25 protein-coding genes and 1 pseudogene are annotated in these 25540 nt (G+C 73.6%); 15 read left to right on the forward strand and 11 right to left on the reverse strand.

Going from position 1 to position 25540, the window contains the following annotated elements; all coding sequences use genetic code 11:
• Positions 1–52 precede the first annotated feature (52 nt).
• Positions 53–739: a bifunctional 4-hydroxy-2-oxoglutarate aldolase/2-dehydro-3-deoxy-phosphogluconate aldolase gene (eda, locus tag ACFYMM_RS05965; RefSeq protein ID WP_388384254.1), complete on the forward strand. Its 687-nt coding sequence runs from the start codon at positions 53–55 to the stop codon at positions 737–739.
• Here the strand turns inward: eda and ACFYMM_RS05970 are convergent.
• Genes ACFYMM_RS05970 through ACFYMM_RS05980 form a run of 3 tightly spaced genes read right to left on the reverse strand, consistent with a single transcriptional unit; the run spans position 711 to position 3665 of the window.
• Positions 711–2030 (reverse strand): bifunctional RNase H/acid phosphatase, encoded by a 1320-nt coding sequence (locus ACFYMM_RS05970; protein WP_388384256.1) that lies wholly within the window; start codon positions 2028–2030, stop codon positions 711–713. The genes eda and ACFYMM_RS05970 overlap by 29 nt on opposite strands.
• 31 nt (positions 2031–2061) lie before the next feature.
• Positions 2062–2805, reverse strand: a complete 744-nt coding sequence (locus ACFYMM_RS05975) for a zinc ribbon domain-containing protein (RefSeq protein ID WP_388384520.1) — start codon at positions 2803–2805, stop codon at positions 2062–2064.
• Positions 2802–3665: a Nif3-like dinuclear metal center hexameric protein gene (locus ACFYMM_RS05980; protein WP_388384257.1), complete on the reverse strand. Its 864-nt coding sequence runs from the start codon at positions 3663–3665 to the stop codon at positions 2802–2804. The genes ACFYMM_RS05975 and ACFYMM_RS05980 overlap by 4 nt, the downstream gene beginning before the upstream one ends.
• Before the next feature lie 187 nt (positions 3666–3852).
• Between ACFYMM_RS05980 and ACFYMM_RS05985 the strand changes: the two genes are divergently transcribed.
• The gene (locus ACFYMM_RS05985) at positions 3853–5073 is read left to right on the forward strand and encodes a hypothetical protein (RefSeq protein ID WP_388384260.1); all 1221 of its coding nucleotides are present in this window, start codon (positions 3853–3855) and stop codon (positions 5071–5073) included.
• Between the two features lie 94 nt (positions 5074–5167).
• Positions 5168–5320, forward strand: a complete 153-nt coding sequence (locus ACFYMM_RS05990; RefSeq protein WP_388384262.1) for a hypothetical protein — start codon at positions 5168–5170, stop codon at positions 5318–5320.
• 597 nt (positions 5321–5917) lie between these two features.
• Here ACFYMM_RS05990 and ACFYMM_RS05995 read toward each other — a convergent pair.
• The 3 genes from ACFYMM_RS05995 to ACFYMM_RS06005 are packed head-to-tail and all read right to left on the reverse strand — an operon-like array spanning position 5918 to position 8828.
• Positions 5918–6856, reverse strand: coding sequence for a 3-oxoacyl-ACP reductase (locus ACFYMM_RS05995; protein ID WP_388384263.1), 939 nt, complete (start codon positions 6854–6856; stop codon positions 5918–5920).
• A gap of 11 nt (positions 6857–6867) precedes the next feature.
• Positions 6868–7944 carry a Zn-dependent alcohol dehydrogenase gene (locus tag ACFYMM_RS06000; RefSeq protein WP_388384265.1) on the reverse strand — a complete coding sequence of 359 codons (1077 nt, stop codon included), beginning with the start codon at positions 7942–7944 and terminating at the stop codon, positions 6868–6870.
• Between the two features lie 29 nt (positions 7945–7973).
• The gene (locus tag ACFYMM_RS06005) at positions 7974–8828 is read right to left on the reverse strand and encodes a MaoC/PaaZ C-terminal domain-containing protein (RefSeq protein WP_388384268.1); all 855 of its coding nucleotides are present in this window, start codon (positions 8826–8828) and stop codon (positions 7974–7976) included.
• A gap of 277 nt (positions 8829–9105) precedes the next feature.
• Here ACFYMM_RS06005 and ACFYMM_RS06010 point away from each other — a divergent pair, with 277 nt between their 5' ends.
• The 4 genes from ACFYMM_RS06010 (at position 9106) to ACFYMM_RS06025 (ending at position 12693) form a co-directional block, all read left to right on the forward strand.
• Positions 9106–10023 (forward strand): ATP-binding cassette domain-containing protein, encoded by a 918-nt coding sequence (locus ACFYMM_RS06010; protein ID WP_388384270.1) that lies wholly within the window; start codon positions 9106–9108, stop codon positions 10021–10023.
• Complete coding sequence (locus tag ACFYMM_RS06015) at positions 10023–10739, forward strand: ABC transporter permease (RefSeq protein ID WP_388384272.1); 717 nt, start codon at positions 10023–10025, stop codon at positions 10737–10739. The genes ACFYMM_RS06010 and ACFYMM_RS06015 overlap by 1 nt, the downstream gene beginning before the upstream one ends.
• A 64-nt stretch (positions 10740–10803) precedes the next feature.
• Positions 10804–12042, forward strand: coding sequence for a sensor histidine kinase (locus ACFYMM_RS06020; RefSeq protein WP_388384274.1), 1239 nt, complete (start codon positions 10804–10806; stop codon positions 12040–12042).
• Positions 12043–12081: 39 nt separating this feature from the next.
• Entirely contained in the window at positions 12082–12693 is a 612-nt protein-coding gene (locus ACFYMM_RS06025) for a response regulator (protein ID WP_388384275.1), read from the forward strand.
• Between the two features lie 273 nt (positions 12694–12966).
• On the opposite strand, the pseudogene ACFYMM_RS06030 reads toward ACFYMM_RS06025, so the two are convergent.
• Positions 12967–13341 (reverse strand): annotated as a pseudogene (locus ACFYMM_RS06030) (MFS transporter); the annotation flags it as partial.
• 144 nt (positions 13342–13485) lie between these two features.
• Between ACFYMM_RS06030 and ACFYMM_RS06035 the strand changes: the two are divergent.
• The 7 genes from ACFYMM_RS06035 to ACFYMM_RS06065 all read left to right on the forward strand — a co-directional run bounded on the left by ACFYMM_RS06035 (position 13486) and on the right by ACFYMM_RS06065 (position 20987).
• Positions 13486–14523, forward strand: a complete 1038-nt coding sequence (locus ACFYMM_RS06035) for a permease (RefSeq protein ID WP_388384277.1) — start codon at positions 13486–13488, stop codon at positions 14521–14523.
• The gene (locus tag ACFYMM_RS06040) at positions 14520–15299 is read left to right on the forward strand and encodes a TIGR03943 family putative permease subunit (protein WP_388384279.1); all 780 of its coding nucleotides are present in this window, start codon (positions 14520–14522) and stop codon (positions 15297–15299) included. Before ACFYMM_RS06035 ends, ACFYMM_RS06040 begins: the two co-directional genes overlap by 4 nt.
• Before the next feature lie 145 nt (positions 15300–15444).
• Complete coding sequence (locus ACFYMM_RS06045) at positions 15445–17187, forward strand: MFS transporter (protein ID WP_388384282.1); 1743 nt, start codon at positions 15445–15447, stop codon at positions 17185–17187.
• A gap of 90 nt (positions 17188–17277) precedes the next feature.
• Entirely contained in the window at positions 17278–17928 is a 651-nt protein-coding gene (locus ACFYMM_RS06050) for a class I SAM-dependent methyltransferase (RefSeq protein ID WP_388384284.1), read from the forward strand.
• A 22-nt stretch (positions 17929–17950) separates the two neighbouring features.
• The gene (locus tag ACFYMM_RS06055; protein ID WP_388384286.1) at positions 17951–18943 is read left to right on the forward strand and encodes an N-acetylmuramoyl-L-alanine amidase; all 993 of its coding nucleotides are present in this window, start codon (positions 17951–17953) and stop codon (positions 18941–18943) included.
• Positions 18944–19026: 83 nt separating this feature from the next.
• Positions 19027–19863: a hypothetical protein gene (locus tag ACFYMM_RS06060; protein ID WP_388384523.1), complete on the forward strand. Its 837-nt coding sequence runs from the start codon at positions 19027–19029 to the stop codon at positions 19861–19863.
• Positions 19864–19976: 113 nt separating this feature from the next.
• Complete coding sequence (locus tag ACFYMM_RS06065) at positions 19977–20987, forward strand: LLM class F420-dependent oxidoreductase (protein WP_388384288.1); 1011 nt, start codon at positions 19977–19979, stop codon at positions 20985–20987.
• Here ACFYMM_RS06065 and ACFYMM_RS06070 read toward each other — a convergent pair.
• On the reverse strand, positions 20984–21550 hold the full coding sequence (locus tag ACFYMM_RS06070) for a hypothetical protein (RefSeq protein ID WP_388384289.1): 567 nt from the start codon (positions 21548–21550) through the stop codon (positions 20984–20986). The two genes, ACFYMM_RS06065 and ACFYMM_RS06070, sit on opposite strands and share 4 nt — an antisense overlap.
• Positions 21551–21687: 137 nt before the next feature.
• Between ACFYMM_RS06070 and ACFYMM_RS06075 the strand changes: the two genes are divergently transcribed.
• On the forward strand, positions 21688–21975 hold the full coding sequence (locus ACFYMM_RS06075; RefSeq protein ID WP_388384291.1) for a hypothetical protein: 288 nt from the start codon (positions 21688–21690) through the stop codon (positions 21973–21975).
• Positions 21976–22226: 251 nt separating this feature from the next.
• Here ACFYMM_RS06075 and ACFYMM_RS06080 read toward each other — a convergent pair whose 3' ends face one another.
• From ACFYMM_RS06080 to ACFYMM_RS06090, 3 genes are read right to left on the reverse strand one after another with little or no spacing between them, the layout of a single operon-like run.
• The gene (locus ACFYMM_RS06080) at positions 22227–23297 is read right to left on the reverse strand and encodes a prenyltransferase/squalene oxidase repeat-containing protein (protein WP_388384293.1); all 1071 of its coding nucleotides are present in this window, start codon (positions 23295–23297) and stop codon (positions 22227–22229) included.
• Positions 23294–24028: a class I SAM-dependent methyltransferase gene (locus tag ACFYMM_RS06085; protein ID WP_388384295.1), complete on the reverse strand. Its 735-nt coding sequence runs from the start codon at positions 24026–24028 to the stop codon at positions 23294–23296. The genes ACFYMM_RS06080 and ACFYMM_RS06085 overlap by 4 nt, the downstream gene beginning before the upstream one ends.
• Positions 24022–25419 carry a glycosyltransferase family 4 protein gene (locus ACFYMM_RS06090; RefSeq protein WP_388384298.1) on the reverse strand — a complete coding sequence of 466 codons (1398 nt, stop codon included), beginning with the start codon at positions 25417–25419 and terminating at the stop codon, positions 24022–24024. Before ACFYMM_RS06090 ends, ACFYMM_RS06085 begins: the two co-directional genes overlap by 7 nt.
• Positions 25420–25540 lie beyond the last annotated feature (121 nt).

A 25540-nucleotide genomic window follows, 5' to 3' on the forward strand; every position in this document is an offset into this window, starting at 1 on the left:
ACATGTGCAACGACCTTTGCGGAGGATGCTTCTCGCGGGCAGGATGACGCCCATGCCCTCCTCCGTGCCCGCCTCGGCGCCTGCCTCACCTTCGGCCTCTGCGCCGGTCTCCGTGCTGGATCTCGCGCCCGTCGTGCCCGTGGTGGTCGTCGCGGACGCCGCCGACGCCGTCCCGCTGGCGCGGGCGCTGGTGGCCGGGGGGCTGCCCGCGATCGAGGTGACGCTGCGGACGCCGGCCGCGCTGGACGCGATCCGGGCCGTCACCCGGGAGGTTCCCGGGGCGGTGGTCGGGGCGGGCACGGTGCTGACGCCGGGGCAGGTGGACCGGTGCGTGGGCGCGGGCGCCCGGTTCCTGGTGAGCCCGGGGTGGACGGAGGCGCTGCTGGGCGCGATGCGGGGGGCCGGAGTGCCGTTCCTGCCGGGGGTCTCCACCGCCTCGGAGGTGGTGGCGCTGCTGGAGCACGGGGTGCGGGAGATGAAGTTCTTCCCGGCGCAGGCGGCGGGCGGTGCGCCGTATCTGCGGTCGCTGGCCGGTCCGCTGCCGCAGGCCCGCTTCTGTCCGACGGGCGGGATCGGCCCCCAGACTGCGCCCGAGTATCTCCGGCTCCCCAACGTCGGCTGTGTGGGCGGGAGTTGGATGGTGCCGGCGGACGCGGTGGCCGCCGGTGACTGGGCCCGGGTGGAGGAGTTGGCGCGGGCCGCGGCCGGACTCAGGGACGCAGGTGGGACGTGTCGTTGAGCAGTCGTACGCTCGCGTTGCCGTCCGCGTAGTAGGCCACCGCCGACAGGGACGCCGCCGACAGTTCCATCCGGAACAGGGACTCGGGCGGGGCGCCGAGGGCGAGGCGGACGAAGGTCTTGATCGGGGTGACGTGCGTGACGAGCAGGACCGTGCGGCCGGCGTGGGCGGCGACCAGCTTGTCGCGGGTGGCGGCGATCCGGGTGGCGGTCTCGGCGAAGCTCTCGCCGCCGCCGGTGGGGTGGGCCTCCGGGTCGGCGAGCCAGGTGTTCAGGTCGTCCGGGTACCGTTCGCGCACCTCGCCGAAGGTCAGCCCCTCCCAGGCACCGAAGTCCGTCTCCCGCAGCCCGTCGTCGATCGACACCTCCAGCCCGAGTACGTCGGCCACGGCACCGGCGGTCTGACGGGTACGGGCCAGGGGCGAGGCGATGATGTGCTCGATCGTCCCGCGCCTGGCCAACGCCGCCGCGACCCGTCGGGCCTGCTCGCGCCCCACGTCGGAGAGGGAGGGGTCGCCGCCGCCGCTGCCGGAGAACCGCTTGTGCGGGGTGAGCGGCGTCTCGCCGTGCCGGAGCAGGACGAAGGTGGCGGGCGCCCCGAGATCGGGACCGGCGCTCCAGCCGGGAGCGGAGGCGCTGGGGGCGGAGGCGCCGGGGGTAGAGGTGCTGGGGGTGTCCGCGCCCGGCACGGAGCCGCCCGGCACGGAGCCGCCCGGCACGGAGCCGCCCGGCACGGAGCCGCCCGGCACGGAGCCGCTCGGCGCGGAGGCTCCGGGGGCGGAGGCGATGCCGTCGGCGGCCCGCGCGTCGGCGGCGGCGACCTCGGCGGCCTCGTCGGCGGTGGCCGGTTCCGCCGTGGAGGCCGACGGCTCCCACTGCTCGCCCCGCGCGCCCGCGTCCATCGCCTCGTTGGCCAGGCGGTCCGCGTGCTTGTTCCGTTCCCGCGGGATCCACTCGTAGGTGACCTGGCCGGGCGGCAGGATCCGGGACGCCTGTGCCGCCAGGGGCTTCATGTCGGGGTGCTTGATCTTCCAGCGGCCCGACATCTGCTCGACGACCAGCTTGGAGTCCATCCGGACGTGCACACGGGCGGCGGGGTCCAGGGCGTGCGCGGCCGTCAGGCCCGCCAGCAGGCCCCGGTACTCGGCCACGTTGTTGGTGGCGACGCCGATGTACTCGGCCGCCTCCGCCAGGGTCTCCCCCGTGGACGCGTCGCTGACCACCGCGCCGTAGCCCGCCGGGCCCGGGTTGCCCCGCGACCCGCCGTCCGCCTCGACGATGAACTCCCGCACGCCCACAGCCCCTTACCGCCCGCCCGGGCCCTTACAGACCCGACTCGGCCGTACGCACCAGGATGCGGCGGCAGTTCTCGCAGCGCACCACCGTGTCGGGGGCGGCCGAGCGGATCTCGTTGATGTCGGTGATCGCCAGCTCCTGCCGGCAGCCCTGGCAGGTGCGCTGGTAGAGCTTGGCCGCGCCGATCCCGCCCTGCTGCTCGCGCAGCTTGTCGTAGAGCTTGAGCAGGTCGGCGGGGACCGAGCCCGCGATGACCTCGCGCTCCTTGGTCACCGTGGCCGCCTCGCCGTCGATCTCCTCGTAGGCCGCGTCCCGGCGCCCGGTCGCGTCGTCGATCTTCGCCTGCACGGAGCCGACCCGCTCGGTCAGCTCGCCGACCCGCTCCTGGGCCGCCTCGCGGCGCTCCATGACCTCCAGGACGACGTCCTCCAGGTCGCCCTGCCGCTTGGCCAGGGAGGCGATCTCGTGCTGGAGGTTGGAGAGGTCCTTGGGCGAGGTGACCGCGCCGGAGTCCAGCCGCTGCTGGTCGCGGGCGGCGCGCTGGCGCACCTGGTCCACGTCCTGCTCGGCCTTGGTCTGCTCGCGGGCGGTGTCGCTCTCCTCGGTCTGCGCGGCCACCAACAGGTCGCGCAGCTGGGTGAGGTCCTTGGTCAGCGACTCGATCTCGGCGTGCTCGGCCAGCGACCTGCGCTTGTGCGCCAGCTGCTGGAGGCGTACGTCGAGGGCCTGGACGTCGAGGAGTCGGATCTGGTCGGCGGGCGCGGCGTTCAGTTGGGGGCTCCCAGGGGGTCGGTGATGGAGGATGCCGCGTGGGCGGTCCAGGGGTCGGTGACGGTCTTGGAGACATGCACGCGCAGGTCCCAGCCGTGACGGTCGGAGATCTCGTCGAGCTGGGCTGCGGCCAGCTCGCACCAGGGCCATTCGGTGGCCCAGTGCGCCGCGTCGAGCAGCGCGAGGGGGCTGGCGGACACCTGTGCCACGGCCTCCGAGGCGGGGTGGTGGCGCAGGTCCGCGGTCAGGAAGGCGTCGACGCCGGCCGCCCTGACCTGGTCGAAGAGGCTGTCGCCCGAGCCGCCGCTGACCGCGACGGTGTGCACGACGGCCTCGGGGTCGCCGGCCACCCGGATGCCCTGCGCGGTGGCGGGCAGCCGTTCGGCGGCGCGGGCGGCCAGTTCGCGGACGGTGACCGGGTGGTCGAGTTCGCAGATCCGGCCCAGGCCCCGACGGCCCTCCGGGTCGGTCGCGTCCGGCACCAGGGGGCGCAGCACCCGCAGGTCCAGGGCGCCGGCGAGCGCGTCGGAGACGCCCGGGTCGGCCGTGTCGGCGTTGGTGTGAGCGACGTGCAGCGCGATGTCGTTCTTGATGAGCGTGTGCACGACGCGGCCCTTGGCGGTGGAGGCCGCGACCGTGGTCGTACCGCGCAGGTAGAGCGGGTGGTGGGTGACCAGCAGGTCGGCGCCCAGCTTCACCGCCTCGTCGACGATCGACCGGACCGGGTCGACGGCGAACAGGACCCGGGTGACCTCCTGGTCCGGGTCGCCCACGACGGTGCCGACCGCGTCCCAGGACTCGGCCCGCTCGGCGGGCCACAGGTTGTCCAGCGCGGCGATGACTTCAGACAGACGGGGCACGGGGCAAGGCTACCTGGCTGTTCTGCGCGGTCGTACCGTCTCGGGCCCCTTCGGACCGCTCCAGCACATACGCCCCCGCTTCCTCAGGCGAATCGTTTCCTGGCCACCCGTATGTGTGAAGCCGGGGCCTGGCGATGCCACGCCCGTGCGTGCGAAAACTAGCTTCGTCGCTGGAGGTGACCGAACGATGACAGCCTGTGCGATCGAGCCTTCGGCCGCTCACGAGGATTCCGGAAGACCTCGGGCGGCCTGTGCCATCACCGCGGACGGCACGTACGCCGCGCGTCTCGCCCCGGCCGGCGAGTGCTGGTTCCCGCAGCGCTGGACGCTGGACGGCCCGGAGCCGTACGCCGTCCCGCTGCCCGGGAACCAGCCGGAGGAGCCGGGGACGGAGGTGCAGCCGATGGGCGACGGGCGGGTCCTGATCCACCGGCTGGTGGAGCGGCGGCACGTGTTCTCGCTGCTGTACCCGACCGGCCCCGGCACCGGTGAACTGCCGCTGGGCGCCGTGGAGTGCCCGGACCAGGGGGCGCGGCTCACCCTGCTGCCGCCGGCGCCGGGCGGGGCCGACGCCTACGCCCTCGCGGTGGGCCCGCGTTCCACGGCGGTGTGGCTGGTGGCGGGCGGTGCCTTCGGGCCGGAGCACCTCGCCGAGATCCCGGGGCGGTGCTCGGGCGGGGTCTGGCTGGACCGCACCGGGCGCATGCTGGCGCTCGACCGGGAGCTGGGCGGGCGCACCAAGGCGGTCGTGGTGGACCTGGGGCGCGGCGGCGAGGTGTCGCCGCTGCTGCAGATCGCGGCCGGCAGCGACGACCGGCTGCTTCTCGCCGACCCCGACAGCGGGCTGCTGCTGATCTCCTCGGACGCGCCCTCGCCCGGGCAGGAACGGTTGGGCTGGGGTGTTCTGGGCAGCACGCTGCCGGTGCGCTTCCCGGAGTTCCTGCGGGTACCGGGGTGTGCGGTGACGCCGTTCGCGATCCAGCCGGGGCAGGTGCTGACGCCGGAGCACTGCGGGGTGGCGCTGCGGGTGGACGGGCCGCTGGGCAGCTGGGTGGGCACCTGGCGGCCCGCCGAGCGGTGGGTACGTCATCTCCCGGCGCCGGACGGCTGGCTGGCGGGGGCCGGGCTGTGGACGGAGGGCGGGGTGCTGCGGCTGCCGTACGCCACGCGGGAGGTCCCGTGCGGGGTGGCGGAGCTGACGGTCCCGAGGGGGGAGGCCGGGGCGCCGGGGGACGTCGGGGGTACGGGGGGCACGGGCGCGGCAGGTCCGGAGGATGCGGTTCCGGGCGGCCTGCCCGCCGGGTCCGAGGCGCCTCGGGAGGCGGCGGAAGCGGACGTTCCGGAGCCTGTCGCCGTGCGGCCGGTGCCCTTGCAACAGGCACCGTTGGGACGACTTGTAACGAAGTAGCACCGGTCGGCGTGCCCGCCTGGATTCGGCCCGAGGTGTGCCGGTTAGACTCGCCCGGCTGTAAGAGATCTTGTTGACGGGGTGAATTCTTCCGATGAGCGACACCAGCACGACGCAGCAGCTGTCTGCCGACTCTCAGGAGGCCGGACACGGCCGCCACCGCGGCCCGGTCGCGGCCGGGGACGGCGAGACGGCACCGCACGGACGGCACCGCAAGCCGGTCGAGGAGACCGAGCACGCGGCCTGACGGCACACGCGGCAAACGAAGGGGGTGCCCGTCCTCGGACGGGCACCCCCTTCGACTGTCGCCACCGCCACCGCCACCGAAGCGCCAACCCGTCCAGCCGGCCTCACCGACGCCTGGGCGTCAACCCCCTTCGGCCGGCCTCCCCGACCCCTGGGCGTCAACCCCCTTCGGCCGGCCTCCCCGGCACCTGACACCCCCTTCGGCCGGCCTCACCGGCGCCTGAGCTTCGACCCCTTGGGCGGCCTCACCGACCCCTGGGCGTCAACCCCCTTCGGCGGACCTCCCCGGCACCTGACACCCCCTTCGGCCGGCCTCACCGGCACCTGAGCTTCGACCCCTTGGGCGGCCTCACCGACCCCTGGGCGTCAACCCCCTTCGGCCGGCCTCCCTGGCACCTGGGCGTCAACCCCTTCGGCCGGCCTCACCGGCACCTGACACCCCCTCCGGCCGGCCTCACCGGCACCTGAGCTTCGACCTTTTGGGCGGCCTCGCCCACGCCTGGGCGGCACCCCCGTCCGGCCGACCTCGCCCACGCCTGGGCGTCAACTCCTCCGGCCGGCCTCACCGACGCCCCAGCGTCACCCCCTCAGACGTGCCTCATCCGCGACGGAGCGTCAGTACCTCCGCCGCCGCGAACGTCTCCCCCGTCGGCCGCTGCGCGTAGTGCGGGGTGAGCAGGGCGTCGAGTTCGTCGTGGGTGAAGGTGTCCTGCTTGCTGTCGAACCGGGCCCGCACCCGGGGCCGTTCGATGATCGCGACCATGCCGCCGTGGACGACGAGCAGTTGGCCGTTGACGTGGGCGGCGGCCGGTGCGGCCAGATAGCCGACGAGCGGGGCGACATGCTCGGGGGCGAGCGGGTCGAGGCCCTCGGCGGGCCGGTCGAGACCGGCGAAGACGTCCTCGGTCATCCGGGTGCGGGCGCGCGGGCAGATCGCGTTGGCGGTGACGCCGTACTTGGCGAGGGCGAGGGCCGTGGAGGTGGTCAGCCCGACCACTCCGCCCTTCGCGGCGGCGTAGTTGGGCTGGCCGGCGGAACCGGCCAGGAACGCCTCCGAGGACGTGTTCACGATCCGGCCGTAGACCGGTCCGCCGGACGCCTTGGAGCGCTCGCGCCAGTGCGCGGCGGCGAAGCGGGTGGTGTTGAAGTGGCCCTTGAGGTGGACCCGGATCACCGCGTCCCACTCCCCCTCGGTCATGGAGAAGACCATGCGGTCGCGCAGGATGCCCGCGTTGTTGACCAGGATGTCCAGCTTGCCGAACTCGGTCACGGCCAGTTCGACCAGTTCGGCGGCCTGCTGGAAGTCGGCGACGTCCCCGGTGTGGGCGACGGCCCGCCCGCCGGCCTCGCGGATCTCGGCGGCGACCTCCTCCGCGGGGCCGGCCGAGGCCTCACCCGAGCCGTCCCGGCCCGGCTGCCCGAAGTCGTTGACGACGACGGCCGCGCCGAGCCGCGCGAGTTCGAGCGCCTCGGCCCGGCCCAGGCCGCGACCGGCTCCGGTGACGACGGCGGACAGTCCTTCGAGTGGCAGCGACACGGGCCCTCCGGTCAGATCTCGATGCAGGTACGAAGTGCGGTGCCGGTGCGCATCTGGTCCAGCGCCTCGTTGATCTCGGCGAGCGGCACCCGGTGCGTGATCAGACCGGCCAGGTCGACGCGGCCCGCCCGCCACAGGGCGATGGTGCGCTCGTAGGAGCGCAGGACGTCGCCGCCGCCGTACATCGACGGCAGGATCCGCTTCTCGTCGAAGAACAGCTCGAACATGTTGAGCTGGAGGAAATCGTCCATGGCGCCCGCGCCGACCACGACGAGGGTGCCGCCGCGCCGGGTGGTCTCGTAGGCGGTGCGGGCGGTGGCGGACCGGCCGACGACCTCGAAGACGTAGTCGAAGCCCTCGCCGCCGGTGACCTGCTGCTTGGCGTCGGCCAGCCCCTCGGGCGCGACGGCCTTGGTGGCGCCGAACCTGAGGGCCGACTCGCGCCGGGAGGCGACCGGGTCGACGGCGACGATCTCGGCGGCGCCCTTCAGCCGCGCCCCCTGGATCGCCGAGATGCCGACGCCGCCGCACCCGATGACGGCGACCGACGAACCGGCCTCCACGTCGGCGGTGTTGAGCGCGGCGCCGAGCCCGGTGGTGACCCCGCAGCCGATCAGGGCCGCGATGTCGAAGGGCACGTCGTCCGGGATGGGCACGGCGCATCCGGCGTCGACGACGACCTCCTCGGCGAAGGTGCCGGTGCCGGCGAAGCCGAACAGGTCCCCGCCGGGGCGCCTGAAGTTGGGCGTGCCGGCGTTCATGAAGCCGGCCAGGCACAGCTCGGTCTGGCCGCGCCGGCAGGCGGGACAGGCGCCGCAGGCGGGCAGCCAGCACAGGACGACCCGGTCGCCGGGCTTGAGGTGGCTCACGTTCTCCCCGACCTCCAGGACCTCGCCCGCTCCCTCGTGGCCGGGTACGAAGGGCGCGGGCTGCGGCAGCACCCCGTTCATCGCGGACAGGTCCGAGTGGCACAGCCCGGTGGCCCGCACCCGCACCCGCACCCTGCCCGGGCCGAAGCCCACCGCCTCGACGTCGTCGAGGACCTCCAGCTTGTCCTGGCCGATCTCGTGCAGTACGGCTGCGCGCATGGTGCGGCTCCCCTCGGAATCTGCGTGGCTCAGGAGTGTTCGACGACGGTGTCGGCGAGGACGGGCGTCTCCCGCTCGGCGGCGCTCACGGCCACCAGGATCCGGCCCTGCCGCCGCCACGCCCGGATGCGCAGGGTCTCGCCCGGGTACACCACCCCGGCGAAGCGGGTGGCGTAGGAGCGGACCCGGCTCACGTCCCCGTCGAGCAGCGTGTCGACGACGGCCTTGAGCGTGATGCCGTAGGTGCACAGGCCGTGCAGGATGGGCCGGTCGAAGCCGGCGAGCTTGGCGAACTCCGGGTCGGCGTGCAGCGGGTTGTAGTCGCCGGACAGCCGGTAGAGCAGCGCCTGGTCCTCGCGGACGGGCCGGTCGAGGACGCGGTCGGGTTCGCCGGAGGGCGGGTTCGAACGGGCGGAGGGGCCGCGGTCGCCGCCCCAGCCGCCCTCGCCGCGTACGAAGATCTGGGCGTCGTTGGTCCACAACGGCCCCTCGGCGTCGGCGACTTCGGTGCGCATGACGAGGACGGCGGCCTTGCCCTTGTCGTACACGGCGGCGATCCGGCCCGTGGCGGTGGCGGTGCCCTGGACCGGGATCGGCCGGTGCAGGGTGAGGGACTGACCGCCGTGCAGGACCCTGGCCAGGTCGACCTCGATGCCGGGCATGGACAGTGAGCTGATCACCCCGGGCGAGCCGGCGCCCGCGACGGTGGCGAAGCTCGGCAGCACGTGCAGCCGGGACTCCAGGGTGTAGCGCAGTTCGCCGGGGTCGGTGGCCGGGATCCCGGCGCCCACCCCGAGGTGGTAGAGCTGCACGTCCTTGCGGTCCCAGCTGATCTCGCCGGACCGGGGTTCGGCGGCGAGGGCCTTCGCTGCGTCGATGGGCATACGGCTCCTGCACTCGTGGGTTCGAGGGACACCGGCGGGTTCGTGCGACCGCGGCTGCGAGACCCCGGCGCGACCGTCCGCACCGTCGGCCGCACCGAGGTCGTCACGGGCCGATCTAGAACGCGTTCCAGTCCGGCGCCCCCTGTATAGCCCAGCACCCCTTACTTGTGAAGGCTCCTGACAGTGTGTCAGATCCGCCGGCCGTGACATTTGTACCGCCCGGTTCCGTACAAGCGCATCTGCCGTCCACCGGGCGCGGACTCCTAGTCTCACAGGCATGACACAGACATCACCCGCGGTCTCCTTCCGGGGGGCGGTCAAGGCCTACGGCGAGGTACGCGCCGTCGACGGCGTCGACCTGGGGATCGCGCGCGGCGAGACGGTCGCCCTGCTCGGCCGCAACGGCGCCGGGAAGTCCACCACCATCGCCCTGCTGCTCGGCCTGCTCGAACCCGACGCCGGCCACGTCGAACTGTTCGGCGCGGCCCCGGAGCGGGCCGTGCGCGCCGGCCGGGTGGGCGCCATGCTCCAGGAGGCGCGTGCCGTCCCCCGGGTCACCGTCGGGGAACTGGTGGCCTTCGTGGCCTCCCGCTATCCGGCTCCGCTGCCCGTGCCCCGGGCCCTGGAGCTGGCCGGGATCGCCGAGCTGGCCGGCCGGCGGGTGGACCGGCTGTCCGGAGGGCAGACACAGCGCGTGCGGTTCGCGGTGGCCCTCGCCGGAAACCCCTCCCTGCTGGTGCTGGACGAGCCGACCGCCGCCCTGGACGTGGAGGCGCGGCGCGCCTTCTGGGAGTCGATGCGGGCGTACGCCGGCCAGGGGCACACGGTCCTGTTCTCCACCCATTACCTGGAGGAGGCCGACGACCACGCCGACCGGATCCTCGTCATCGACCGGGGCCGGATCGTCGCGGACGGCACCGGCGAGGAGCTGCGCCGGGCGGCCGGCGGCAACCTGGTCACCGTCGACCTGGCCGGACGCGACCCGGACGGGCTGGCGCTGCTGCCCGGCGTGCGGTCGGTGGAGGTGCGCGGGCGGCGGGCCCGCATGCGCACCGACGACTCGGACGCGACCGTCGTCGCCCTGGCGGGGCTCGGGGCGATACGGGGCCTGGAGGTCGCCCCCGCCTCGCTGGACGACGCCTTCCTGGCCCTGACCGCCCCGAAGACCCCTCACGAGGAAATGGAGTCGGCGTGATGCTGGACTATCTGCGCCTCGAGGTGCGCCGGACGCTGCGCGACATGACCTTCGTGATCGGCGGGATCGCGATGCCGGTGATGATGTACCTGCTGTTCACGAACATCGGCCAGAGCGACGGGAAGTGGAAGACCGCGTCGATGGTGGGGATGGCCGCCTACGGCGCGGTCGGTTCGGCGCTGAACACCGGCGGCGCGGTGGCCGAGGACCGGGCGATCGGCTGGCTGCGGCAGCTGCGGGTGACGCCGATGACCCCGCGCGAGGTGGTGACCGGGCGGGCGCTGACGGGGGCGGTGACCGTGCTGCCCGCGATCGTCGCGGTGCTCGCGGCGGGCGGTCTGGTCAACGGCGTCCGGCTCTCGCCCTGGCAGTGGGCGGCGACCGCGCTGCTGCTGTGGCTGGGCTCGGTCCCCTTCACGCTGCTGGGGCTCGGCAACGGCTACCGGCTGACCGGCGCGGCCACCGGCGTGACGAACATGGTGTGCAACCTGGGGCTTGCGGTGGTCGGCGGCCTGTGGTTCCCGGTCGCCCTGTTCCCCGGCTGGCTGCGCGCGGTGTCCGCCTACACCCCGACCAACCGTTTCGCGCAGCTGGGCGGTTCGGTGGCCGGCGGTCACGCCCCGGCTCCCGGTGCGATCCTCGTGCTGGGCGCTTGGCTGCTGGCGTTCGGCTCGTACGCTGTGCTGTCGTACCGCCGTAGCGCGGGGAACATCTGATCGGGGGATCGCGGTGACCGGTGGCGTGTCGTGGTGGCGTGGGGTGCGGTGCCAGTGGGAGGAGATGCGCCGGGCACGCGCGGCCTGGAAGGAGGACATGGCGCGGTTCAAGGCCGCGCGGAAGACCGCCGGAACGTGCGGGGAGGGCCCCGAGCACCCCGGGCCGCCGCCCACCGGCTTCGGTCTGATGCCCTGGCTGCTGATGGGCATGGGTGCCTTCTCGAACCTCGTCCAGGGCAAGGCGTCCGACCCGTGGGTCGGCGGCGTGGGCCTGTTCGCCTTCAACTCGCTCTACCTCTACGTCACCTTCCGGGCCTTCGACAAGGAGCGGCGCGAGGCCCCGGCCACCCGTGTGGCGCTGCTGCTGATGGGCCTGGTGACCACCGGTCTCGCCCTCGGCTACGGCGGCAGCTGGCTGATGTTCTTCCCGCTGCTGGGCCTCGCCACCGGCGCGGTCCTGCGCGGGCCCTGGCTGGGCAGGACCGGCCTGCTGCTGGCCGCGTTCGCGGGCGCCGTCTCCGCCTACCGGGACGGCACGGACGCCGTGAACATCGCCTACGGCACCTTCCTGTCGACCATGGTCACCGCCGCCATCCTGGGTCTGACCGAGGCCGTACGGGAACTGCGCGCCGCCCGGGAGGAGCTGGCCCGGCGGGCGGTGGAGAAGGAGCGGCTGCGTTTCTCCCGCGACCTGCACGACCTGCTCGGCCACACCCTGTCGGTGATCGTGGTGAAGTCGGAGGCGGCCCGCCGTCTGGCGCCGCGCGACATGGACGCGGCGCTGGCACAGATCGGCGACATCGAGTCGGTCGGCCGGCAGGCCCTGACCGAGATCCGGGAGGCGGTGACCGGCTACCGCGAGGGCAGTCTGGCCACCGAGCTGACCCGGGCCCGTTCGGCGCTGTCCGCGGCGAGCATCGAACCGGTCGTCCGCCAGTCCGGCACCCCGCTCACCTCGCAGACCGAGGCACTGCTCGGCTGGGTGGTCCGCGAGGCGGTCACCAACGTCGTCCGGCACAGCGACGCCGGCCGCTGCGAGATCACGGTCGAGAGCGGTACCGAGCGGGCCCGGCTGACGGTGACCGACAACGGGACGGGCGTGGCCGCCGCCGGGCCCCGGGAGGGCATCGGCGGCACCGGTCTGAAGGGGCTGACCGAGCGTCTGGCGGCGGCGGGCGGCTCCCTCAGGGCCGGCCCGGCGTCGCGCGGCGGCTTCACGGTCACCGCGGAACTCCCGGTGGACGGCGACCTGTCCGCCGGGCCGGCGGCGCTGTCCCTGTCCACGGCGCCCGGGGCGAGCTGACCGCCCTGTCACCGGAGTTGCGTTGGCTAACCTGGATCCGTGGACAAGATCAGGGTGCTGCTCGCCGAGGACCAGGGGATGATGCGCGGCGCCCTCGCCCTGCTCCTCGGCATGGAGCCCGACATCGAGGTCGTCGCCCAGGTCGCGGCGGGCGACGCCATCGTGGAGGCCGCGCTGGACCGGCGTCCGGACGTGGCCCTGCTGGACATCGAGCTGCCGGGCAGGAGCGGTCTGGACGCCGCGGCCGAGCTGCGGGAGCGGGCCCCCGGCTGCAAGGTGCTGATCCTCACCACCTTCGGCCGGCCCGGTTATCTGCGCCGGGCCATGGAAGCCGGGGCGGCCGGCTTCCTCGTCAAGGACGGCCCGGTGGAGGAACTGGCCGCGGCGATCCGGCGCGTGCTCGCCGGGGAGACCGTGGTCGACCCGGCCCTGGCCGCGGCCGCGCTCAGCGCCGGGCCCAGTCCGCTGACGACGCGTGAGTGCGACGTCCTGAAGGCGTCGGTGGACGGCGCGACGGTCTCCGACATCGCCGCGAGACTGCACCTGTCCGAGTCGACCGTGCGCAACTACCTGTCCTCGGCCATCGGCAAGACGGGCACCCGCAACCGGGCGGAGGCGGTCCGGGAGGCACGGCAGCAGGGCTGGCTGTGACTGGGTGGCGGCCCGTGCCGCCGCTCGGCCGACGGCCCGGGTGACGGCCCGGGCCGTGACGCGGTGGCGGCCCCTGCCGCCGCTCAGCCGACGGCCCGGGTGACGGCCCGGGCCGTGACGCGGTGGAGGCCCCTTCCGCCGCTCAGCCGACAGCCCGGGTGACGGCCCGGGCCGTGACGCGGTGGAGGCCCCTTCCGCCGCTCAGCCGACGGCCCGGGTGACGGGCCCTGCCGCCGCTCGGCCGACGGGCCCGGTGACGGGCCCTGCCGTCGCTCAGTCGGCGGACGTCGGGGACGTTCCTCGCGGCAGCCACAGCAGCATCAGCACCGCCCCGCCGAGCAGCATCCCCGTCCCCGTCCGGAAGGCCAGCGCGTATCCCTCGGTCAACGCCTCGGCCGCGCTGCCCGGGGCGCCGCCGGTGCGTGCCGCCGCGATCGTCGACAGCACCGCGAGGCCCAGCGAACCGCCCATCGTGCGCGAGGTGTTGATCAGCCCCGACACCAGTCCGGCCTCCCCCGGCGCCGTGCCCGACGTGGCCGGCGCGGCGAGCGGCGTGCCGGCCAGGCCCGCGCCGAGCATCATCAGGACCCCCGGGATCATGATCGCCGTCGGATAGGCGCCGTGCGCGCTCATCGTGGACTGCCGGCCGCTTCGAGCATGGGTGTCATGCTCTCAACCGGGTTACGGTCCTTGCATCGGGATTTCGCAGGAGGCGGGGTAGGTCCCGGGGCCTACGTACGGCGCGCCGGTCGCCCGCTATCTTCTACGGACCACCCGACCTGCGGAGCCGGCATGCAGCACACATCCGAACTGGCGACGGCGCCGGAGGCGGCCTCCGCCGGCCCGGCCGGTCCCGGCGAGGACCCCGGACGTGAGCTGCCCCGGTTCTGGCCGCTCGTGCTGCTGGCCGCGGCCGTGGTGCCCGGTACGGCGATCGTCCTCCTCGGGCGGTCGGTCGACGCGGCGGCCGTGCAGGCCTGGCGGACCGTGTGCCTGGCCGTCACCGTGCAGGCGCTGCCCTTCCTGCTGCTCGGCACGGCACTGTCCGGTGCCATCAACGCCTTCGTGCCGGCCCATGTCTTCGGCCGGCTGCTGCCCGGGCGGCCCGCGCTCGCCGTCCCGGTCGCCGGCCTCGCCGGAGTGGTCCTGCCGGGCTGCGAGTGCGCGTCGGTGCCGGTCGCGAGCAGTCTGATCAGCCGCGGTGTCACCCCGGCCGCCGCCTTCGCGTTCCTGCTGTCGGCCCCCGCCATCAACCCGGTCGTGCTGACCGCCACGGCCATCGCCTTCCCGGGCAGCCCCGCGATGGTCCTGGCCCGGCTGCTGGCCTCGCTCGCCACCGCCGCCGTGATGGGCTGGCTGTGGCTCTGGCTGGGCAGGGAGGAGTGGCTGCGGCCGGCCGTACGGCACACCGGGCACCGGCCCGGACACAGCCGCTGGAGCGAGTTCCGGCGCGGCTTCCAGCACGACTTCCTGCACGCGGGCGGCTTCCTGGTCGTCGGGGCGATGGCCGCGGCCACCTTCAACGTGACGGTCCCGCGCTCCGTGCTCGACACGTTCTCCGGCTCGCCCTGGCTGTCGGTGCCGTTCCTGGCCGCGCTCGCCGTCGTGCTCGCGGTCTGCTCGGAGGCCGACGCGTTCGTCGCGGCCTCGCTCGCCGGTTTCCCGCCCACGGCGCGGCTGGCGTTCATGGTGGTCGGGCCGATGGTCGACCTGAAGCTGATCGCGCTGCAGGCGGGCACGTTCGGCCGGGCCTTCGCGGTCCGGTTCTCCGCCGCCACGACGGTCGTCGCGGTCCTGTGCAGCGCGCTGGTCGGAGGAGTACTGCTGTGAGACGCCCCCTTCAGGTGGTCCTGCTCGTCCTCGGCGGCCTCGGCGTGCTGCACGCCTCGCTCTTCACCGACCTGTGCCTGAGATACGTCAAGCCGGGGATGCGGCCGTTGCTGATCGCGTCGGGGGCCGTGCTGCTCCTGCTGGGCCTGGCGGAGGCCTGGTCGTCGAAACCGCGCCCTGACCACGACGGCCACGACGGCCACGACGGCCACGACGGCCAGGACGGTGACGGCGGCCACGGCCACGACCACTCCCGCGTCCCCCGGGTCGCCTGGCTGCTGTTCCTGCCGGCCCTGAGCCTGCTCTTCTACGCCCCGCCCGCCCTCGGGGCGTACACCGCAGCCCACGCGGCCCCCAGGGCCGTGACGCTGCAGCGGCACTTCGACCCGCTGCCCGCCGCCTCGCCCCTCCCGATGACCCTCACCGACTTCACCCGCCGGGTGCGGCAGGACCGCGGGCGGGCCATCGGGGGGCGCGCCGTGCGGATGTCCGGTCTGGTCACGCCCGGCCGGCCGGGCGCGGGCGGCTACTGGTACCTGACCCGGATCATCATCTCGTGCTGCGCGGCGGACGCGGAGACCGTGAAGGTGAGGGTCTACGCCCCCGCCCCGGCCGCCGGCACCTGGGTCTCCGTCACCGGCACCTGGCACCCCGGCGGGACCCTGGGCACCCCGTCCGCGCCGGTCGCGCTCGACGCCCGTACCGTCACCGGGATCGAACGGCCGGCCAACGGCTACACGGACGACCTCCCCCTCGTCCCACCGGCCGCCCGCTGAGCGAAGGCCCACACGACAACCCGCTGAGCGCTCGTCAGAAACCCATGAGTCGGTCAAGGATTCGTTAGAGGCCCGAAGCAACGGAATAGTTGCCTGCGCATACGAGGTTTACCCACCACTTATGTTCCACGGGAGGCCTCACTCAATGACGCACACGACGACCGACCAGCCCGACCGGAGGACGAGCGGGGCCGTGGTCCCGGTACTCGCCTTCGCGGGCATCGTGGTCGCGGTGATGCAGACCCTGCTCGTGCCGGTCATCAAGGACCTGCCGCAGCTGCTGGACACCGCCCCCAGCAACGCCACCTGGGTGCTGACCTCGACGCTTCTGTCGGGCGCCGTGGCGACACCGATCATGGGCCGCCTCGGCGACCTGTACGGCAAGCGGCGCATGCTGATCCTCAGCCTCGCCGTCATGGTGGTCGGCGCCCTGGTCAGCGCGCTCACCAGCCAGCTGCTCCTGATGATCGTGGGCCGCACCCTGCAGGGCTTCGCCATGGGCGCCATCCCGCTCGGCATCGGCCTGATGCGGGACATGCTCCCGCGCGAGAAGCTCGGCTCGGCCATGGCCCTGATGAGTTCCTCGATCGGCGTCGGCGGTGGCCTCGCCCTGCCCGCCGCCGCCCTGGTCGCCCAGCACGCCGACTGGCACGCCCTCTTCTACGGCGCCGCCGGCCTCGGCGTGCTCTCCATCGCCCTCACCCTCCTCGTCGTACCGGAGTCCCCGATGCGCGCCGAGGGCTCCTTCGACCTGCTGGGAGCGATAGGCCTGTCCACCGGACTGGTGCTTCTCCTGCTCCCGATCACCAAGGGCAGCGACTGGGGCTGGTCGTCCGGCACCACCCTCGGTCTGTTCGCCGCGGCCGTCGTGGTCCTCCTGCTGTGGGGCGTCCTGGAACTGCGCATCGCGGCCCCGCTGGTCGACCTGCGCACCACCGCCCGCCGCGAGGTGCTGCTCACCAACCTCGCCTCGATCATGGTCGGCGTCAGCTTCTACGTCGTCTCGCTCGTCCTGCCCCAGCTGCTCCAGCTGCCCAGGGCCACCGGCTACGGCCTCGGCCAGTCGATGGTCGTCGCCGGCCTGTGCGTGGCCCCGCTGGGCCTGACCATGATGTTCACGGCGCCCGTCTACGCCCGTCTGTCCGCCCGCTACGGCCCGAAGACCACCCTGATCCTCGGCATGCTGATCATCGCGATCGGCTACGGCGGCGGCCTCGGCCTGATGGACGCGGCCTGGCAGACGATCGTCACGTCCGTGGTGCTCGGCGCGGGCATCGGCCTCGCCTACTCCTCCCTGCCCGCCCTGATCGTCGGCGCAGTCCCCGCCTCGGAGACCGGCGCGGCCAACGGCCTCAACACGCTGATGCGTTCCATCGGCACGTCGGTGTCCAGCGCCGTCATCGGCATGGTGCTGGCCAACACCGCGAACCACGTGGGCGGGCTCGCGATCCCGACCATGCACGGCTTCCACGTCTCCTTCCTGATCGCGACCGCCGCGGTGGCCGTCGGCCTGCTGCTGGCCCTGTTCCTGCCGAGGCAGGCCCGCCCCGCCCAGCAGGTCCAGCTGCGGGCGAGCAGCGAGGAGGAGGCGAACCTGGCGCACGCCCGGGAGGCGCTGCGCGGTTTCCGCGGCCGGGTGCTGGGCGCCGACGGCCTGCCGGTCGCCCGCGCCAAGGTCACCCTGATCGACCGCCGGGGCCGTCAGGCGGGCGCCACGGTGTCGGCCGAGGACGGCACCTACGCCCTCGCCGTCCCCGCGCAGGGCCCGTACGTCCTGGCCGCGAAGGCCTCCGGGCACGGCCCGCTGGCCTCGTCCGCGACCCACGCGGGCGACGACCGGGCGGTGCTGCTGGACCTCGCCCTGCCCGGGGAGACGGTCAGCGCCTGAGCCCGTCCCGCCGTACCCCCTGTCGCGTCGCCGGCCGGGGGTACGGCAGCATGGGGGCGCCCATCCGCACGTACGACCGAGAGGGACCCCATGCCGGCGGCACCCAAGCCCGAGATCCTGGCCGCGTTCGAGGCGGCGAAGGGGTTCATGCCGCTGGACGAGGGGCTGGCGCTGTACGCGGCGGCGGTGGAGGCGGGGCGGCTGGGGCTGCCGTTGCTGGAGGTCGGCACGTACTGCGGGCGCTCGGCGATCCTGCTCGCCGACGCGGCCCGTGGGGCCGGGGTCACCGCGCTCACCGTCGACCACCACCGGGGCAGCGAGGAGCAGCAGCCCGGCTGGGACTACCACGACCCGGAGACCGTGGACCCCGAGATCGGCCTGATGGACACGCTGCCCACGTTCCGCCGCACCCTGCACCGGGCCGGCCTGGAGGAGCACGTGGTGGCGCTGGTCGGCCGCTCGCCGCAGGTGGCGAAGGTCTGGGGGACTCCTCTCGGCCTGGTCTTCATCGACGGCGGCCACACCGACGAGCACGCGGGCGCCGACTACGAGGGCTGGGCCCCGCACGTGGCCGACGGCGGCCTGCTGCTGATCCACGACGTCTTCCCCGACCCGGCCGACGAGTTCACCGGCCAGGCCCCGTACCGCGTCTACCTCCGGGCCCTTCGGTCCGGCGCGTTCACCGAGGTCTCGGTGCACGACTCGCTGCGCGTCCTGCGGCGAACCGGAGCAGGGATCTGAGTGCGCCGTTAGAGTCACAGTCGTGTCCTACGTAGGCCCCGACTTCGATCCCCCGCAGCCCCGCCGCCCCCGGCGCGGACCGATGGCCATCGCGCTCGCCGCGCTGGTGCCGGGTGCGCTGCTCGGCTGGCTGGTGTACGCGACGGTGGGCGGGCCCGGCGGCCCGGACCACTCGGCCACCACCGTGGCGCCCTCCGCCTCCACCCTGCGCGAGGCGCCGCCGTCGTCGGCGTCGGCCACCGACGACGCCAAGAAGCCGACGCCGGCCGGGTCCGCGCCCACCGGGTCCGCGTCCACCGGCTCCGCGTCCGCCGGGACCGCGCCGGCCGGCGCGGCGCCGCTCAAGGGCAAGGTTGTCGTCATCGACCCCGGGCACAACCCGGGCAACTTCCAGCACCCGGCCGAGATCAACCGCAAGGTGGACATCGGGACGAACTCCAAGGAGTGCGACACCACCGGGACGTCCACCAACGACGGTTACAGCGAGGCCGAGTTCACCCTCGACGTCGCTCACCGGCTGCGCGTGCTGCTGGAGGAGGAGGGCGCGACGGTGGAGCTGACCCACGACGCGAACCGGCCGGCCTGGGGTCCGTGCGTGGACGAGCGGGCCCGGATCGGCAACAACGCGCACGCCGACGCGGCCATCTCGATCCACGCGGACGGCGCGGCGCAGGGCGAGAGGGGCTTCCACGTCATCCTGCCGGGTGCCGTGCACGCGGGGGCCGCCGACACCGGCCCGATCGTCGCCTCCTCCCGCGACCTCGGTGAGCGCGTCGCGGGCAACTTCGTCGGGGCCACGGGTGAGCCGCCCTCCAACTACGTCGGCGGCGGCACCGGTCTCGTCACGCGGACGGACCTCGGCGGTCTCAATCTGTCAACGGTTCCCAAGGTGTTCATCGAGTGCGGCAACATGCGCGATAGCAAGGACGCGGCGCTGTTGGGCAGCGGCGCCTGGCGGCAGAAGGCGGCGCAAGGGATCTCTGAGGGAATCGTGAGTTTCCTGCGCGAGTCGTGACCGGCGGGCGCATCCGGGCGGACGGCCCGATCATGCGAACGATAGTGTCTACCGACGACGAGACGACCTACGAAGGACCTGAAGTGAATATCCGCTCCCTCACTAGAGGCGACGGCGTGGTGATCGGAGCAGCGGTGTTGCTCTTCATCGCGTCGTTCCTCGACAACTACTCGTACGACGGCCTGCCCGACGGCGTCGACCTGCCGAGCCTCTGGTCGAGCGGACCGGTCCTGATGGGCGTCGTACTTGCGGGGATCATCGGGGCAGCGCTCGTCGTCGTGTCCCGCGCCCTGCCGCAGCCCCTCAAGGTCGCCGGTCTCGAACTCGGCGCCTTCGGGGCCGCGTTCGCGGTCTTCGCCGCGTGGAGCGCCCTCGGCAACGTCATCGACCCGGTCGGCGGCCTGGACAACCTCGGCGGCGACACGTCAAAGGCGCCCAGCGCCGGCCTGGGCCTGATCCTCGCCCTCGTCGCCACCCTCGTCATGGCCGCCGCCGCCGTCGCCACCCCGCTCGTCCCGGTCCTCCAGGCCGCGCTGATCCCGGCCCCCAAGCCGGCCGCCCCGCAGCCCTACGGCGCCCAGCCGCCCGGTGGCTACGGCTACCCGGGCGCCGCCCAGCCGCAGCCGTACGGTGCCCAGCCGCAGCCGGGGCAGCCCGGTCAGCCGCAGCAGGGCCAGCCGTTCGGGCAGCCGGCCGCGGCGCAGCAGCCGCAGCCGCCCGCCGACTTCTCCCCGTTCTGGTTCGCGGTGCCGGTGGCCCGGCCGCTGTTCGCGGAGGACGGCTCGCCGGCGCCGATCGCCGAACTGGCGCCGGGCACCTGGTACCTGGCCGTGGAGCAGCGCGGCCCGGCGCTGGTCGCGCAGACCCAGGACGGCCGCCGTGGCGTGCTCCAGGACACCTCCGGGATCCAGCGCGGCTGAGCCGCGAGAGCCGTACGGCCGTCGGCACGGCCCCTCGCCCTTCCGGGCGGGGGGCCGTTGTCGTACAGTCGCCTCCCGGCGATTGCTGACGGTCCGTCAGGAGGTTGGTGTCCATGCGGCTCGGTCTCGCGCTCGGCTACTGGGGTCGTGGTCCGTCCACCGACCATCTGCCGCTGGCCCAGGAGGCGGAGCGGCTCGGGTACCACTCGGTGTGGACTGCGGAGTCCTGGGGTTCGGACGCCTTCACCCCGCTCACCTGGATCGCGGCGCGGACGTCGACGATCGGGCTGGGTACGGCGGTCGCGCAGATGGCGGCGCGCTCCGCGACCACCACCGCGATGCACGCGCTCACCCTGGACCACCTCTCCGGCGGGCGGATGACGCTGGGGCTCGGGCTGTCGGGGCCGCAGGTGGTGGAGGGCTGGTACGGCCGCCCGTTCCCGGCCTCGCCGCTGACCGCGACCCGGGAGTACGTGGAGGTCGTACGGCAGGTGCTGCGCAGACAGGCGCCGGTGGAGCTGGACGGGCGCTTCCACCCCTTCCCCTACCGGGGTGCGGACGGCACCGGGCTGGGCAAGGCCCTCAAGTCCATCACCCATCCCCTCCGCCATGATCTTCCGGTCCTGCTCGGCGCCGAAGGCCCGAGGAACGTGGCCCAGACGGCCCGTATCGCGGACGGCTGGCTCCCGCTGTACTGGTCGCCGAGCCGGCCGGAGGTGTACGGGGACGCGGTAAGGGAGCTGCCCCCGGGGTTCCTGGTGGCGCCGATGGCGCGGGTGAAGGTCTGTGACGACGTGGCCGAGGGGCTGCTCCCGGTGAAGGCGATGCTCGGCTTCTACATCGGCGGGATGGGGCACGCGGCCCGCAACTTCCACGCGGATCTCATGGCGCGCATGGGCTACGAGGAGGAGGCCCGGCGGATCCAGGGACTGTTCCTGTCGGGCCGGCGCGAGGAGGCGGTGCTGGCCGTGCCGGACGCCTTCGCCGACGAGATCTCCCTGGTCGGCCCGCGTGAACGCATCGCCGAGCGGCTGGAGTTGTGGCGCAAGGGCCCGGTGACGGACCTGCTGGCGCTGGCACCGGACCCCCACACGCTCAGGGTGCTCGCGGAGCTGAACTCCTAGCCCCCGGTGAGCTGGCCGGCCGACGGTACCTTGTCGTGGACCGGCGCCCCCGCGCTGTTCCCCGCGTCCTTGACCTTGTTGATGACGTCGTCGAAGGACCCGGCGGCGTTGCCGTCGCCCTTGCGGAGCTTGGAGGGCAGGCTCTTCAGGCCGTCGATGCTCGCGGTGAGCGGCGCCAGCGCCTTGGACAGCAGCGGGTCACCCTGGGCGTTCCGCTTGGCGGCCTGCAGCCGGTTGTAGGCGAAGGCGCCCGCGAGACCGGCCTTGATCAGGGTCCCGGTGCGGCCATGGGTGCCCTTCTTGAACTTGCCGGCCTTCCAGGGTTTCACGATCCACTCGTAGGCCGCGCCCGCGGCGAGGCCCGCGTTGGCCACGAACCGGGTCTTGGCCAGTTTCTGTTTCTCCACGGTCGTGCTCGGACTGGGGGTGGCGGCGTAGGGATAGGCCACCGCCGCGGTGTCGGTGGACTTGCTGCCGCTGACACTGCCGTAGGCGGTGGCGCCCGCGAGCAGGGCGCAGCAGACGGTCAGCGCCACTATGAGACGCCGTATCGGTACGGGCACTGGGTCCTCCGGGGTGGTCTGGACATGTCCCCCGAGCAGGTGCTCCTTCCGGCAGGCTCACCCAGATGGCCGAGCTTCGCCACTCGGGAGCGGTCCCGCCCCGGTTTCAAGGGGCCGCCGGCGGCAATCCGAAGGACATGTCATCTCGCAGAGGCGCGAATGAGGCCGGGACCGTGATAGCGGTCGTCGCCGATGTCATGGCCGTCATCCTGGGCCTGTGGATTCTGATGTACCTGCTGGACGCCAACCGGGCCAACAGCCTGGTGCAGTTCGTCCACGACGCGGCCAACTGGCTCGCCGGCTGGTCGCACGACCTGTTCACCTTCGACGAGGCGTGGGCGAGGGTGGTCGCCGGTTACGGCCTGGCCGCGGTCGTCTACCTGTTCGTGGGGCACGCGATCGCGAACCGGATGCACCGCCACTGACCGGCTCCGCCACCGGCCAGTGCTGTGACCGGAAAGGTTTGCCGAGAAGCTCGCGGCGTCCGGTGCGCGCTCTGGGGGTCCCCCCCGGCCGAAGGCTGGGGGAGTGCCGGGTACGGGCCCTCGTACTGGACGTACTTGGGCCTGTGCCCGGTGCGGCGAAGGGGGTCCCCCCGCCCGAGGCGGCGAAGCCGGTTCGAGAGCGGGGGCGCGTGCCGGGCGTCGCGACGGGGCGAACGTCGCCTGTTGCGGTACTAGCCGCAGCAGTCCGGGTCGAGGCCGGAGGGCAGGTGCTCGCCTCCGAAGACCGCGCAGGTCGCCTCGTGGCCGCCGAGGGCGGCGACCGCGAGGAGGAGGGAGCCCGCCGTCCAGGTGGTCAGTTCCCGGGGCCACAGGGCGTCGTCGTCGAAGACGTAGCCGGTCCAGTAGAGGCCGGAGTCGGGGTCGCGCAGGTGCTGGATGGACTGGAGGATCTCCAGAGAGCGGTCGGACTCGCCCATCGCCCACAGGGCCAGGGCGAGTTCGGCGGACTCGCCGCCGGTCACCCAGGGGTTGGGGACCACGCAGCGTACGCCGAGGCCGGGCACGACGAAGCGGTCCCAGTCGGACTCGATGCGGGACTTGGCCTCCGGTCCGGTGAGGGCGCCGCCCAGCACCGGGTAGTACCAGTCCATCGAGTAGCGGTCCTTGTCCAGGAACCGCTCGGGGTGGCGGCGGATCGCGTGGCGCAGGGCGCCGGCCGCCAGCTCCCAGTCGGGCTGCGGCTCCTCGCGCTGGTCGGCGATGGCGAGCGCGCAGCGCAGCGCGTGGTGGATCGAGGAGCTGCCGGTGAGCAGCGCGTCCGCCGTGGGCGTGCCGTCGTCCTCGCGCCGCCAGCCGATCTGTCCGCCGGGCCGCTGCAGCCGCAGGACCCACTCCACGGCCGCGTACACGCACGGCCACATGCGGTCCAGGAAGGTGTCGTCGCCGGTGGAGAGGTAGTGGTGCCAGACGCCCACGGCGACGTAGGCCACGAAGTTCGACTCGCGGGAGCGGTCGGTGACCTCGTCGTGGGCTCCGTCCGCGTACGCCGCGTACCAGGAGCCGTCCTCGTTCTGGTGGGCGGCGAGCCAGGTGTAGGCCCGCTCGGCGGCCTCGTGCTCGCCGGCCGCGTCCAGGGCCATGGCCGCCTCGGTGTGGTCCCACGGGTCGAGGTGGTGGCCGCGGAACCACGGGATCGCGCCGTCCTCCCGCTGCTCGGCGAGGACGCCGCGGACGGTCGCGGCGGCCTGCTCGGCGGTGAGGACCCCGGGCAGGACGAGGTGTTCTGTCCGGGGAGTGGTCACCGGGCGTCCACCGCCGGCAGGTGCGGCTTCGTCGCGTAGGCCACGAAGCTCTTGCCGATCAGCGGGTTCAGCGCCTGCTCGGCGACCCGGGTGGCCAGGGGCTTCTTCATGATGTCCCAGACCAGCAGCTTGTGGTACGCCTGCACGGGCAGCGCCTTGTCGTTGTCGACGCCGAACGCGCACTTCAGCCACCAGTACGGCGAGTGCAGGGCGTGCGCGTGGTGGGTGCCGTACGGCTTCAGGCCGGCTTCCCTGATCCTGGCGAGCAGTTCGTCGGCCTTGTAGATGCGGATGTGTCCGCCCTCGACCTCGTGGTAGGCGTCGGACAGGGCCCAGCAGACCTTCTCGGGGCCGTAGCGCGGCACGGTGATGGCGATGCGGCCGCCGGGCCTGAGCACCCGGACCATCTCGGCGAGTACGCCCTTGTCGTCCGGGATGTGTTCCATCACCTCGGAGATGATCACGACGTCGAAGGACTCGTCCGGGAACGGCAGCGCGAGGGCGTCGCCCTCCATGGCCGTCGCGGTGGCACCCGCCGGGGCCTCGCCGGCCTCCTTCATCGCCGCGAACCACTTGGCGACCTCGCGGATCTCCTCGCCGTTCTGGTCGAGGGCCACGACCTGCGCGCCGCGCCGGTAGCACTCGAAGGCGTGCCGGCCGGCCCCGCAGCCGAGGTCCAGGACGCGGTCGCCGGGGGCGAGCGGGAACCGGGAGAAGTCGACGGTCAGCACGTGGCCCTGCTTTCGGAGTAGACACCTGTTGCGGCCGTCTCGCGGCCAGGGTTTCGCTGCGTGGTCACCGGCCCCCCGGAGCGGCTCGGTCCGGAACGGGCGATCGCCTCGCGGTAGCGGGCGACGGTGCCCTCGGCGGCCCGCGCCCAGGTGAAGTTCCGCAGCACCCGGTCCCGGCCGGCCGCGCCGAGCCGCGACCGCAGCTCACGGTTGCCGAGCAGCCGCCCGAGCTGGGCGGCCAGCGCCCCCGCGTCGCCGGGCGGCACCGCGAGGCAGGTCTCGCCGTCGCGTCCGGCGACCTCGGGGATCGCGCCCCCGGTGGTGGCGACCAGCGGGGTGCCGGTGGCCATGGCCTCGGCGGCGGGCAGCGAGAAGCCCTCGTACAGGGACGGCACGCAGGCGATCTCCGCCGAGCGGACCAGGCCGACGAGTTCGGCGTCGGAGATGCCCTTGACGAACTCGACGGCGCCTTCGAGGCCGTAGCGCTCCACGGCCTGGGCGACCGGTCCCTCCTCGGGGCGTTTGCCGACCACGACGAGGTGTGCGGTGGGGTGTTCGGTGCGGACCTTGGCGAGCGCGTCGACGAGGTGGACCAGGCCCTTGAGCGGGACGTCGGCGCTGGAGGTGGTGACGATCCGGCCCGGTACGACGGGCACGGCCGGATTCGGCGAGAAGAGGTCGGTGTCGGCGCCGATGTGGACGACGTGGACGCGGTCGTCGCGGACGCCGAGGTGGTCGACGATCTCCTGGCGGGAGGTGCCGGAGACGGTGAGCACGGAGGGCAGGCGGCGGGCGACGCGCTTCTGCATCCGGGTGAAGGCGTACCAGCGGCGCACCGAGAGGCGGCGGGCGCGGCCCTCGGCCGCGTCCAGTTCCAGCTGCCGGTCGACGGTGATGGGGTGGTGGATCGTGGTGACCAGGGGGGCGCCCAGGTCGCCCAGCAGCCCGTACCCGAGGGTCTGGTTGTCGTGCACGACGTCGAACTCGCCGCGCCGGGCGCGCAGATGGCGGCGGGCGCGCAGGGAGAAGGTCAGCGGCTCGGGGAAGCCACCGGTCCACATGGTGGCGACCTCGAGGGCGTCGATCCAGTCGCGGTACTCGCCCCGCCCGGGGGTGCGGAAGGGGTCCGGCTGGCGGTAGAGGTCGAGGCTGGGCAGCTCGGTCAGGGTGAGCCCGGGGTATCCCTCGTCGAGGACGGGGTAGGGCTGGGAGCCGATGACCTCCACCCGGTGGCCGAGGCGGGCCAGCTCGCGGGAGAGGTGCCGTACGTAGACGCCCTGGCCGCCGCAGAACGGGTTCCCTTTGTAGGTGAGGAGCGCGATGTCGAGCGGTCGCTCGCCGTCGGCGGCGGGGTCCCGAGGAGCACCCGCCTCCCTGGCCTCAGCGGTCACTCCGGGCCCCCTTCTGCCTGCATGGTCCCGCGAGACTACGCCGGGACGCTAATCTAGAACAAGTTTCAGACTTGATCGTTCAAGAGGCTCCGAATCTACCGGCAGGTAAGGGTGCTGTGAG

It is taken from the genome of Streptomyces sp. NPDC006739 (genome assembly GCF_042869815.1).
GTDB lineage: Bacteria > Actinomycetota > Actinomycetes > Streptomycetales > Streptomycetaceae > Streptomyces.